Source organism: Streptomyces sp. NPDC000229, from assembly GCF_040300825.1.
Taxonomy (GTDB): domain Bacteria; phylum Actinomycetota; class Actinomycetes; order Streptomycetales; family Streptomycetaceae; genus Streptomyces.
Genome location: NZ_JBEPEL010000133.1, coordinates 1 through 9,952, shown reverse-complemented (window position 1 = coordinate 9,952; position 9,952 = coordinate 1). Strand labels below are relative to the sequence as shown.

The 9,952-nt window shown below is 67.9% G+C and carries 15 protein-coding genes; 5 read left to right on the top strand and 10 right to left on the bottom strand.

From position 1 onward, the window contains the following. Positions 1-68 precede the first annotated feature (68 nt). The 3 genes from ABT360_RS34285 to ABT360_RS34275 all read right to left on the bottom strand — a co-directional run bounded on the left by ABT360_RS34285 (position 69) and on the right by ABT360_RS34275 (position 1,567). Positions 69-416, bottom strand: a complete 348-nt coding sequence (locus tag ABT360_RS34285) for an STAS domain-containing protein (protein ID WP_351825497.1) — start codon at positions 414-416, stop codon at positions 69-71. Between the two features lie 172 nt (positions 417-588). Then, positions 589-999, bottom strand: coding sequence for an ATP-binding protein (locus tag ABT360_RS34280; protein ID WP_351825495.1), 411 nt, complete (start codon positions 997-999; stop codon positions 589-591). A gap of 340 nt (positions 1,000-1,339) precedes the next feature. Continuing rightward, a complete protein-coding gene (locus ABT360_RS34275) occupies positions 1,340-1,567 on the bottom strand; it encodes a DUF5133 domain-containing protein (protein WP_351825493.1) in 228 nt (75 codons plus the stop codon). A 273-nt stretch (positions 1,568-1,840) separates the two neighbouring features. On the opposite strand from ABT360_RS34275, the gene ABT360_RS34270 reads away from it, so the two are divergent. The 4 genes from ABT360_RS34270 to ABT360_RS34255 all read left to right on the top strand — a co-directional run bounded on the left by ABT360_RS34270 (position 1,841) and on the right by ABT360_RS34255 (position 5,169). Continuing rightward, entirely contained in the window at positions 1,841-2,158 is a 318-nt protein-coding gene (locus tag ABT360_RS34270; RefSeq protein ID WP_351825491.1) for a hypothetical protein, read from the top strand. A 260-nt stretch (positions 2,159-2,418) separates the two neighbouring features. Beyond that, positions 2,419-2,841: an ATP-binding protein gene (locus ABT360_RS34265; RefSeq protein ID WP_351825489.1), complete on the top strand. Its 423-nt coding sequence runs from the start codon at positions 2,419-2,421 to the stop codon at positions 2,839-2,841. Positions 2,842-3,323: 482 nt separating this feature from the next. After that, positions 3,324-4,478 carry a globin domain-containing protein gene (locus ABT360_RS34260; protein WP_351825487.1) on the top strand — a complete coding sequence of 385 codons (1,155 nt, stop codon included), beginning with the start codon at positions 3,324-3,326 and terminating at the stop codon, positions 4,476-4,478. A 28-nt stretch (positions 4,479-4,506) separates the two neighbouring features. Next, entirely contained in the window at positions 4,507-5,169 is a 663-nt protein-coding gene (locus ABT360_RS34255) for a pyridoxamine 5'-phosphate oxidase family protein (protein WP_351825485.1), read from the top strand. Between the two features lie 76 nt (positions 5,170-5,245). Here the strand turns inward: ABT360_RS34255 and ABT360_RS34250 are convergent, their stop codons facing one another. From ABT360_RS34250 to ABT360_RS34225, 6 genes are all read right to left on the bottom strand, one after another. Next, positions 5,246-5,656 carry a RidA family protein gene (locus tag ABT360_RS34250; RefSeq protein WP_351825483.1) on the bottom strand — a complete coding sequence of 137 codons (411 nt, stop codon included), beginning with the start codon at positions 5,654-5,656 and terminating at the stop codon, positions 5,246-5,248. A gap of 183 nt (positions 5,657-5,839) precedes the next feature. Then, positions 5,840-6,091: a DUF5133 domain-containing protein gene (locus ABT360_RS34245; protein ID WP_351825499.1), complete on the bottom strand. Its 252-nt coding sequence runs from the start codon at positions 6,089-6,091 to the stop codon at positions 5,840-5,842. A gap of 83 nt (positions 6,092-6,174) precedes the next feature. Then, a complete protein-coding gene (locus ABT360_RS34240) occupies positions 6,175-6,354 on the bottom strand; it encodes a hypothetical protein (protein WP_351825481.1) in 180 nt (59 codons plus the stop codon). Between the two features lie 192 nt (positions 6,355-6,546). Further along, entirely contained in the window at positions 6,547-6,672 is a 126-nt protein-coding gene (locus tag ABT360_RS34235) for a hypothetical protein (RefSeq protein WP_351825479.1), read from the bottom strand. 535 nt (positions 6,673-7,207) lie between these two features. Beyond that, positions 7,208-7,588 carry an STAS domain-containing protein gene (locus tag ABT360_RS34230; protein WP_351825477.1) on the bottom strand — a complete coding sequence of 127 codons (381 nt, stop codon included), beginning with the start codon at positions 7,586-7,588 and terminating at the stop codon, positions 7,208-7,210. Positions 7,589-7,743: 155 nt separating this feature from the next. Beyond that, positions 7,744-8,157: a DUF4190 domain-containing protein gene (locus tag ABT360_RS34225; RefSeq protein WP_351825475.1), complete on the bottom strand. Its 414-nt coding sequence runs from the start codon at positions 8,155-8,157 to the stop codon at positions 7,744-7,746. A gap of 405 nt (positions 8,158-8,562) precedes the next feature. On the opposite strand from ABT360_RS34225, the gene ABT360_RS34220 reads away from it, so the two are divergent. Beyond that, on the top strand, positions 8,563-9,147 hold the full coding sequence (locus tag ABT360_RS34220) for a hypothetical protein (protein WP_351825473.1): 585 nt from the start codon (positions 8,563-8,565) through the stop codon (positions 9,145-9,147). Between the two features lie 352 nt (positions 9,148-9,499). Here the strand turns inward: ABT360_RS34220 and ABT360_RS34215 are convergent, their stop codons facing one another. Beyond that, positions 9,500-9,841: a MerR family transcriptional regulator gene (locus ABT360_RS34215; protein ID WP_351825471.1), complete on the bottom strand. Its 342-nt coding sequence runs from the start codon at positions 9,839-9,841 to the stop codon at positions 9,500-9,502. Positions 9,842-9,952: the final 111 nt, after the last annotated feature.

The following is a 9,952-nucleotide window of genomic DNA, read 5'->3' as shown; positions in this document are numbered from 1 at the left end:
GCCGCTCACCAGGGAGAAAATGAGCACGGCGGCCAGTACGTTCATCAAGCCCTGGAACCACACGGCCTCTAAGTCCTGAGAGCGTCGCTGACAGTGGTGTACAGCGGGATGGCCTGGTCGAGACCGACGAGTTCGATGACCTTCAGAACGGGAGGCTGGGGTCCGGCGATCCGCATCCATCCGCCTGTGACGTGTGTGTCCCGGCGAGCTTTGAGCAAGGCGTTGACTCCGGAGGAGTCCATGAACGTCAGGCCGGACAGGTCGAGTAGCAGGCAGTGGCTGCCCAGAGCCCGGACGGATCTGACCGCGTCTTCGAGGGCCGGTACCCCGTCGTAATCGAGCTCGCCGCTGACCCGTACCACTCCGATGCCGGCTGGCTGCACCTCGCCTTGTACCTGAAGCCGACCGAGTTCCATACCTGCTGTCTCCTCAAAAACTCTTCGGCGCCCCTGACGCACCAGTATGGATGGACTGCGCGCTGACGGCTCCCGAAACTCAAGACAGCGCCACGATCCCGCACGGCATGGGCTCCGGGACCCCGCCGTCTCCTCCGGTCACCCGTGGAACGGCCGCCGTCGTCGCGGCACCTCACCGCAGGGCGAGACGCGCCCGTACACGCTTGCCCGACGGCAGGGGCTCGATCTCGACGCCTTCGCATACAGCCAGAACGATCTCCAGCCCGTGCTGCCCGACCCGCCGCGGGTCGGGTGCATGGGCTATGGGGGCTACCTGGTGCGTGTCGGACACGGCGATATGCAGCACTCGGCCAACCAGCTCCAGGTCGACCTGGCAGGGACCTGAGGCGTGCCTGACGACGTTCGTGACGAGCTCACTGATCACCAGCCGGGCGTCTCCGACCGTCGGGGGCCCGATCGCCACCCCGTCGGCCGCCTTTGCCAGCAGGAAGGACGCGACGAAATCCCTCGCCGAAGCGATGGCTCCGTCAAGATCGATGTACGTTTTGGAGGCGGCCGCCCGGGCTGTCAGACCCGCCGACACAGGAGCCCCATGCCCCGGGTTCCGCTCGACGGGCCGGAACGGTTTCGCGGCCTCAAGGGGGGCCGCACTGTCACCACGCATCAGAGCTACCCCCATCGCACTCTTCTTCCTTTCCCCACGGCTCCCTCATACCCCTATCCCGAATCCGGCCGACGACACCCGCCTCTTCCCGGCGCGGCCATCGGGCCGTGGCCGCGAGCGGCTTGCGCCCCGCTGCAAGGGCTCCCTGGTCCCTGGCTCTTCATTCGGCCAAGCAGCTGCCCGTGCACTGCGTCACATGGCCATGGCGGCTGGGGCGGCACATGTCGGCGACCGGGCAGCCGCTGACAACCGCGCGTTGTCAGGGCGTGAGCAAGGGGGCGCGCTGCGGGCTCGCGTCGAGAAGTCGGCTCCGGGCGGCTCCGAGGGCGGCCTCGATGTCGCGCGTTCCGGTGGAAACGCACAGCGTGTAGGCGATGTCGTCCATACGCTTTCGCACTTCCGGAGCGCCCGCTTCGGCATGCAGGGCCTGGAGGGCCTCGAACTGTTCGACGAGGTCGTTGAGGACTGCGGGGTGGGCCATCAGCACGCCGGGGCTCCTTCACGCACGTGAGGTCTGGTGGTGTGGCTGCTACCCCCTCTCTGCTTGCCCATACGCGTGGATGGGCAGTCGTGGGCAAGATGTACTGGGGTGCGATCCCGGGAAGTGCGCCGCACTCGTCGCGTCGGGGCTGCCCCGAAAGGGTGACCTGCGCTGCGGTGGATGGTGAGCCTGTTCACGGGCCACGGAGCGGGGCAGGCCATATATGTGCAAGGCATGTCGCAGGTCCGTCAGCCGTTCATGCAGAGGCGAGGAGAGTACGTGACCACCTATGTCATCACGATTCCAGGCACCTTCCTGCGCGAGCTGACCGATGACGCGCGGTCTGTTCTCGTGCAGCGTCTGCGCCCCGCCGACCCACGGCAGACGTCGCTGGGGCGGGCGGAGGAATTGGACGTCCTCACTGTCCATGACAATGGCACGTTCAGTGTTCGTCTGGAGGTGGAGGCCGTTGACAGCCGCAGTGCCGAGGAGGTCGCCAGGAGCGCAGCAGCCACCGCTCTGCGGGAGGCCGGTTACAGCGAAGACGAGGCGCCCACCGGGCCGGCCGCAGTGACCGGTATCGACGCGCAGGCTTGACGCCATCTCCCCCTTGGGTGCTCCGTCCCTGCCGGGGCGGAGCACCTGGCCGCTCACGTCGATCGATGGCCAGCGATCCGTTCCCGGACGCTTGTGCGGGAAGGGAGTGTGGGGGCTTCGCTTTGTCAGGGCAGTTGGGGAACCGCCAGTGACAAGCGCAGGGTTTGACTGAGCAGGACACGGCAAAGTTGGTACGGGTCAGCTCAACGTCGGAAAAGCTCCCTCCGGCTGTACCACGTAGGGCGAGAAAGGGTGAGACGATGAGCCGCCTGGACCCGATCACCACTCCTGCTGCTTCCCTGACCGCCTGTTGGGACGGAACGTCCGAGTGCGTCCCGAGGGCCCGGCAGGCCGCCCGTGATCATCTGCGCGCCGTGGCACCCCGCGTCGCGGACGAAACCGCTGACGCAGTGAACATCGTCGTTTCCGAATTGGTGACGAATGCCGTTCGTCACGCGGGCGGGAAATTCACCCTGCGCCTCAGTCCTCGCGGAAACAGTATCGAGGTGGCCGTCACTGACAACAGTGCGGCGCTCCCGCGTATGCGTCGGCCCGACTTCAATGACGGCAAGGGCGGTTTCGGTCTGCCGTTGGTGAGGCAGTTGTCACGTTGCCTCACCGTGACACCGCGGCCGCGTGGCGGCAAGACCGTCACCGCCGTCGTCGACCGCGTGGCGTCGTAAGGCGCGCGTTCGCGCTCTTGTGCCGCCGGTGCCCGTACGCCTGGCAATGGCGCAGCAGGCGTAGCGGCGAGACGAGGTGGCGGCCGCATGCCGACGGGCTCACGAGGGGGCGGCTCCGCCACGCCCGTAACAGAACGAGCTCCTTCGGCGCAGTCCATGTCTGAGGGCGGTGAGCGACTCGGGCGCCTTCCCTTGCCAGGAGACCTCTCCACGTATTACCAATGTAAACTATTGTCAGACGGCAATGATTTCCCCTGCAGCCCGCGGGTCCGGTCCAGTACAACAGTCGAACCACCAAAGAGGACAAAAGGCATGAAGAGGCGGGGACGGGCGAGAGGGCTCGGTGTGGCGAGAACGGCCGACAAGCGGGTTGTACGGTGAGGTTCAGAGCACGAAGAGCGGGCGAAGCCTCCTCCCACGCCCAGCAGGCGAGGCAAACCGCCCAGCGCCCCATCGGGCACCGGCCTTCGTATGAACCGCCGGTGCCGGTCCCGCTGGACGCCGAGGACGTCAGGCTGATTCGCCAGAGCCTCACCGTCGTCGAATCGCGGACGGCGGAGATGGCCGTGTACTTCTACGCCATCCTCTTCCTGCGCCACCCGCAGGTGCGTGAGCTCTTCCCACCGAACATGGATGTCCAGCGCGACCGCCTGCTCCGGGCGCTGCTCCGCATCGTCGACCTCGTCGACCGCCCGGAGCACCTCGTGCACTTCTGCTCGCGCCTCGGACGGGATCACCGGAAGTTCGGCACCCGGCACGAGCACTACGGGGCTGTCGGCGAATGCCTCCTCGAGGCCCTGGCTCGGTTCGCCGGCCCGGCGTGGACCCCAGAGCTCGCCGGTGCGTGGCAGCGCGCGTACGCCGCGGCGTCCCGGACCATGATGCTCGCGGCCGACGACGACGCCCGGCTGCGCCCGGCCGTGTGGACCGCGACGGTGATCGCTCACCGCCGCCTGGGGCCCCAGCTCGCCGCCGTCACGGTGGCTCCGCAGGACCCCTACCCCTATGCCGCCGGCCAGTACGTGAGTGTGGAGACGGCGCGGCGGCCTCGTATGTGGCGCCACTACTCCCCCGCCCATGCGCCGCGGCCGGACTCCACGCTCACCTTCCACGTGCGGGCTGTCGCCGGCGGCCAGGTCAGCAACGCCCTGGTCCACGAGACGAGGGTGGGTGACGTGATCCGTCTCGGTCCTCCGGAGGGCGAGATGGTCCTGGATCCGGAGTCATCGCTGGACGTGCTCTGCGTGGCCGGCGGCACAGGCCTGGCCCCCATCAAGGCCCTGATCGAGCAGATGGCCAGGACGCGTTCCGAGCGCTGCGTCGACTTGTTCATCGGTGCCAGGACCGCGCGGGACCTGTACGGACTGGACGACATGCTGCGCCTGTCCCAGCGGTATCACTGGCTCTCGGTGAGGGCCGCGGTGTCCCATCAGCGCATTGTGGGCGCGGAGGGGTCGCTGCCCGAGATCATCGCGCAGTACGGTCCCTGGGACAGACACGAAGTGTTCCTCAGCGGCCCTCCGCCCATGGTCACCACTGCCGCCCGTGTGTTGACCGAACGCGGCGTCGTGCCCTCGAGGATTCACCACGATCCACTGGACGTTCCCGTCCTGAGCTCTTCGCCGGATCCCTGCTAGCGCTCGAACAGGAAGAAAACGACCCGACGTGAACATTCACCACCCATCCGCAACGCAGGGCGAACGCCTGCTGCAGCAGCACCTCGGCACCACGGAGCGGGCCTCCGGCTTCTACGACCGCCAGGTGAAGCCGTTCCTCACCCCCGAGATGCGCGACTTCATACGCCGCCAGAGCATGGTCTTCCTCTCCACGGCGGGTGCCGACGGCGCCTGCGACGCGAGCTTCCGCTCAGGGCCGCCGGGGTTCGTCGTCGTCCTCGACCAGCACACGGTCACTTATCCCGAGTACCGAGGAAACGGCGTCCTGGCCAGCGCCGGCAACATCATGGAGAACCCGCACCTCGGCCTGCTCTTCATGGACTTCACCCACCACCACATAGGCCTCCACGTGAACGGGACGGCCCGGCTGCACAGCGACTCGGAGCAGCGGCAGATGTATCCGCACCTGCCCCAGGACCCTGCTCCGGGGCGCCGGCCGGAGCTCTGGGTCCACATCACCGTCGACGAGGCCTACGTGCACTGCTCGAAACACATCCCGCACCTGGAACCGGCCCTACGCCCACGGGCCGCCGTCACACGCCCCAAGGACGCGGACTACTTCACCGCCGGTGCGCCCACGGGTCGCGAGCATGTCTCGAAGCAAGCGGCAGTCGCCGACGATGTCCACGCTCAGGCACGGGACATGCCCTGACCGCGCAGCCTCTCGCCATGCGGCACCCGGCCGGCCCCGAGGCGGTTGTGCAGCCCGGGCGGTTCCCGCAGGGGGCTCAGGAATCGAGCACGGCGGCGACGGCTTCGATCTCGACCAGCTGGTTCTCGTAGCCGAGCACGGTGACGCCCATCAGCGTGCTCGGTACGTCATGGTCGGCGAAGGCGTCCCGCACCACCTCCCAGGCAGCCACCAGGTCCTCTTGCCGGGCCGAGGCGACGAGAACCCTGGTGCTGATGACGTCCTGGAGCGACGCGCCCGAGTCAGCGAGGGCAATCCGCATGTTCTCGACGGCCTTCATCGCCTGACCCGCGTAGTCACCGATCGCCGCGGTGGAGCCGTCGTCGTTCAGCGGACAAGCCCCGGCGAGGAAGATCAGGCGTGACTCGGCGGGTGCCGTGGCCGCGTAGGCGTACTCGGCGACGTCGGACAGGGAAGCAGAGCGGGTCAAGGTGACGGTACGGGGCATAGTGGTCGGGTCCTCCCCCAGCGGGTGTTGAGCACGGACATCCTGCCAACACCCCGCTGGGTCCCGCCTTCCCTTTTCTCCGCGGTCCCCGCGCAGCGGTCATTGCCCCTCGACCCTCAGCCTGGCGGCCGACGTCCGGGCAACTCCTGGCCGACCGCGTCGGCAGCACTGGACGCAGTCGTGTCAGGCGGCGGTCACTACGTCGGCGGAAGTACCAGAAGTCCCCTCCGCCGGTTGCCGCTGCGAGGGCCGGGCGAGGATGGTGTCCGCTGCCGCGAGCGCGTCGCCGGTCGTCCGGGTGCCGGTCATCACACACAAGGTATGGCTGATCCGGTCGAGCTCCCGACGCAGTGCGGGGTCTTCACGAGACAGAAGCGTGATACGCACGTCTGCGAACCGTGCGAGGAGAACTCGCAGTTCGCGTGGGTCGGGCATGAGCACAGGTACGTCCTCCCTGATCGTCCGGCCGCATCCGTATGCCCTGCTTCTCCGCCTGCCACACCTGCCGTTTGCGCCCGTCAGCCGTCCGTTTGCGTACTGTCCTGTTCCACGACCACCAGGAAGGCATCGAGCCGAAGGTCCATGACGACCTGGGCGGGCTCTCCTTCCTCGCGACGGCGTGCCGCGAATTCCTCGGCGGGCCAGCTCCCGCGAGGCCCTCCGGCCGGGAATCGCTCGAGAACCCTTGCCTCTGTCACGGGGCACCTCCTGTCTCACCGGCTCCGTACTGTGGGAGCAGCATGCAACGGGGTACCGTTCGGATGCCCGCAGAGTGGCAGGGACATACATGCGTCGTCCGCCGTCGGCGGCCAGGACGACAGCAGGTGTCGGCGTACTGCTCAAGTGCTCAGCTGCGTACAGGTCCTGTGACGCCGCCTGCCTCTCCGGCCTCATGTCCTCGGCTCGGGCGGGTGGATGTGCGCCCGCTGGTTCGGCCCCGGCGCATCGAAGTTCAGACCGTTCTCGTCGAGGGCGTTGAAGACAGTGAGCCGGGCGTCCGCGAAGGCGAAACTCACGTCCACTGTCCTCCCGGCGGCATCGTCCACGGTCCATTCGAGCAGTTCGACGCTCTGCAGCGTTCGACAGCGGAGTGCTTGCAACTCAGGCAGCGGTTCAGGACGCCACTCAAGTGCAAAACCGGGCCACCGCACTGGGCCCAGGGGGTCTATCTCGTTCCAGGTGAGAGAGAGGTCGTCGAAGGTGCGATGGGTCCTGGCAGAGTCGGCATCACGGCTGTGGTGCCGGCACTGGATGCGGGCGTGAGCGGGACCAGAAGGTCCCGGTCACCGGATGGCAAGGCGGGCCCCGCCGCACCCGGGGGGATGGGGTCGGCGGGGCCCGAAGGGTTCGGCGTGGGCCGGGAGGGGGGATGGCCAGCCGAACGGTTAATACGCTGGTGCCCGGCATCCGCCCAAGCATGCCTGCTTTCGCAGAACAGATTGGCGCTCTTGCCCACCGGCCCTTCAATGGGTCAGGCCGTCGTGATGGACCAGTCCCCCGACGGCCTCTCACCCTTGCCATCCTGTTCGGCCGAGGGCGCTGCTCGCCTTGTCAAGGATGAGTAGCCGCCTCCACGGTGAGGCGGACGTCGAGAACCGTGTCGACCGCAGTGAGCTCGAACAGCCGCACAAGCTGGGGCGTGGGCGCCGCGATCCGCAAAGAGGTCGTCCCATGTACGCGCAGGAGCACGTTGAGGAATGTCGAGTCGGCGAAGGTCAGGTGGGAGGCGTCCAGGACCACGGCGGGGTGAGAGGCAGCTGCCTGGCTCAGGGCGTCGGCGAGCGGAGCGATGGTGGTCATGTCCACTTCTCCGTGGGCGGCAATGACCCAGGCATCACCGGCCGCGTACTGGACACAGGCCTCGCCACCACCTCCGCCATCGTGTCCGGGGCGAGGAGAGTACTGCGGCTTGTCGTCACTGCTCACGTCCATAGCCAGAGTCTGCCTGATGGATCAAGTGCCAGGGGCAGGCGCCGGTCATCCATCAGCCATCTGCTCATCCTGGTACGCGCCCGGACACGATGCCCGCTTGTCGTGAGGGCCGCCACGCCATCCTGCCGGGATGTTCCATGCAGTGAACCGGCAGGTCAGTCGTTGACTTCCCTGTTGAACTTGTCCGCGCACGCGTCACGTTCGCTCTGCGTCTTGGCGTGCTGGACACACTCGTCGAAGTTCTTGAACTCGTCCGAGTTGAGGATCGACGCGCCGATCGCGATGATCACGACTGACGCGATCAGTCCCAGCGCGCCGAGCACGGTACCGATGATCGACATCTTGCCGTACGGTGCCCGGCCCCCACGTGCCTTACGGGCGCCGATGATGCCGAAAATCACCGCGAGCAGGCCCAGCACGATGCCACCGAAGACGGTCCAGAAGAGGAGGATCGCCGCGATGCCAAGGACCAGCGCGGCGATCGCCAGTCCGTTGTTCCGCTTCACGGCCGCGTCCGGGTGGGTCTGGGCGTAGTCGCTGGGCGTCTGGGGGTGGTTGGAGAAGGACACGCGATCACGCTCATCTCTGTTTCAGTTCCCATGCGTCGTCGTGCATGCTCCTTGTGCCCCCTGGACGGCGACGAATGCGGCTGAGGGCGCTCCTGGCGCTCCACGCTGCGCTCCACGTCGAAGTCCGCCGTTCGGCGTGCCCAGTCACAGGTTTCTGAGCGAAACACGGAGTGGTCACCGAGACGGACGTGCGCGGCGGAGCTCGTGGTGGAAGCCGTGGCCGGTCAGCGGCTCGGTGTCGTCGAGTCACAACACCCGTGCCCGGGCGGCCGGTCGGTGACAAGGAGCGCGCTTGAACTGGTGGCCGGTCAGGCCCGTTCAGCACACGGGGCGGTCGGTGTACTCACCGGCGTTTGAGTACGGGAGCAGTGCTGCCCGGCGGGATCCGCCTGCTGAGATCGGCCCATGACTACGACGTCCTTTCCCGCCACGCTCTGTCGGACCCCCACGCCGCTTCGTCGGCGCCGTGTCAGGTCGCTGGTCGTGGGCGGCCTCATGGTGCTCGTCGCGGCCCTCACCCAGGGGTGCGCCGGCGGCCGGGTGATGTCGGAGACGGAGTTCCGTGAGCACGTCAGGCTCACGCAGAAGGCGGGTGAGGACGCGGTCAGGCGGCTGGGTATGGACCCCTCGTCCATAGTGGATCAGCGTGAGATGGCCGACTCCTCCTGCAAGGACGACTTCGGCTTCGACTCCGAGGGCGTCAGCCGTGATCAGCCCTCCATCACCTGGGCACCCGACTTCGCGAACCGCGCCGCGTATGAGGCGGCGGTCGACTCGCTCCGCGAGGCATGGTCCGCGCAGGGCTTGACGGTGAAGGACGTCCCCGCCCCCGGAAAGGGTGAACCCGGAGCCGGCCTGGCGGGGGTCCGGACGACGGACGACCACGGCATCGAGCTGTCCCTGCGTCCCGACTGGTACTCGGGCGAACCGACACTGGTGGCCGACGGCGGGTGCGTACGGCACCGTGGGTACCTGGTCGACTGGGAGTAGGAGCACTCCGGTGGGGCCCCGGTTCGCGTGGGCGAGGCCCCGTCAGGGCAGCGGCCCCGCCCACGCGGACCGGGGGCCGGGGGCCGCCACCTCTATCGCGCGGGCCCGCCCGCATCTCTGCGGAAACGGCCCAGCGGACGACCTTGATGCCGAAGTTGTCCGCCGAACCGGTGGCCCAGGGCGCAGCCGATCGCGGAGCGCATGGGGGCGTACATCTCCATGCCCATGCCGAGACCAGTGGGCCGGGGTCGAGGATGCCACTCCAGCCGTAGGCCTTCAGCAGGTTGGTGGTCTGCTGTGCGGCACCTGATCGGTGTGGCCCGCTGCCGGATGCGTCCGCACGTTGTGGGCGTCAGGCGTCGACGGTGTGGTAGGACTGCTGGGTCGCGGCGTGGCGGAGTTCTTCGTTGATGCGCTGGGCCTCTTCGAGCTGGTCCTCCAGGATGACGATCCGGCAGGCGGCATCGACGGGGGTGCCCTGGTCGACGAGTTCACGAGCGCGGGCGGCGATACGCAGTTGGTAGCGGGAGTAGCGGCGGTGTCCGCCCTCGGAACGGAGCGGGGTGATCAGCCGGGCTTCGCCGATGGCGCGCAGGAAGGCGGGGGTGGTGCCGAGGAGTTCGGCGGCGCGGCCCATGGTGTAGGCGGGGTAGTCGTCGTCGTTGAGACGGTCGAGCGGGTCTTGTTTGGTCATCTGCACCTTCGCTTGGTAACGCGGTCGAGGGGCCCTGGTTGCCGTACGACATGCCGTCCCATCTGTTCGCGGACCGTCCCGCCCCACAGCCGCCGGAGCGCGGCACGCTGG